Source organism: Flagellimonas algicola (assembly GCF_005937185.1).
GTDB lineage: Bacteria > Bacteroidota > Bacteroidia > Flavobacteriales > Flavobacteriaceae > Flagellimonas > Flagellimonas algicola.
Genome location: NZ_VCNI01000013.1, coordinates 1 through 1143 on the forward strand (window position 1 = coordinate 1; position 1143 = coordinate 1143).

1 protein-coding gene is annotated in these 1143 nt (G+C 51.4%); it reads left to right on the forward strand.

Annotated elements, in window-relative coordinates; translation table 11 throughout:
- On the forward strand, positions 1-998 hold a 998-nt coding region (locus FGG15_RS20025), incomplete at its 5' end, for an NHL repeat-containing protein (protein WP_202619611.1).
- Positions 999-1143 lie beyond the last annotated feature (145 nt).

Consider the following 1143-nt stretch of genomic DNA (forward strand, 5'->3'; position numbering starts at 1 on the left):
TCAATGTGGAGACCTTTGCGGGAACTCCGGAGGAAGAAGGTTATGAGGAAGGGTCCGGAACGGCTGCCAAATTCAACTTGCCCTGGGATTTGGCAAAGGACTCAGGGGGCAACATATTTGTTGCCGACAGGGCCAACCATGCCATACGGAAGATAGCCCCGGACGGAAATGTCACCACCTTTGCCGGGGGCGAGCGTGGTAACGGGCAAGGAGAATTTAACAATCCCCAAGGGTTGGCCATAGACAGCGATGACAATATCTATGTCGCGGATGCAGAGAACCATAGGATAGTAATGATCACACCTAACGGTGTTTGGTCTAAGATTGCGGGAGGAAATGGATCTGGATATGAAAACGGACCTGGTGACGGTGCCAGATTCAGAAGTCCAACCGAAATACTTTTAGAGGAAGGTTCAGGGGGCAGTACGCTGTACGTATCAGATCGGAATAACCATGCGATACGGAGGATATCCCTTGATGACGGTCAATATACGGTGGGCACCTATGCGGGTCCCGGTCCAGAGATTGACCTGCGAGAAGGGTATATGGATGGCGGCCTTTCAGAGGCAAGGTTCAGATTTCCCGAGGGCATGGCGAAGAGCGGTGAGGGAACGATACTGCTTGCGGATTCTGGTAACCATAGGATCCGTGCCATAGATCAAGATGCCGGAACGGTTGGAACATTTGCCGGGAGTGATCGGGGATATGTAAATGACGTTTCCCGATCGGAGGCAAAGTTCAGGAGTCCAAGGGATGTGTCAGTGGCCGGGGATGGTAACATTTACATTTCCGATCGTTTAAATCACTGCGTACGCCGGATCGATCCCGATGGGCATGTCACCACGATTGCCGGGGTTCCGGAATCTGAAGGTCACGTGGACGGTCTCGGTAATGGGGCCCAATTCAACTCCCCTTTGGGAGTGCTCCATACAGGGGAATGGGAGATCTATGTTGCGGACAGCTACAACCACGTAATCCGAAAGATCATCATTGACTAATGGTGCCATATGGAAGTGGCAGGTCCCAAACGACCATAAAAAGCTAAAACCATGAAAACCATAGGAATATTGAGATTAAGGGACATCTTTCTGTTGCTTGTCCTGCTGTCATTGGCACTGTCCTGTGGCTCTGACGACAACGGCA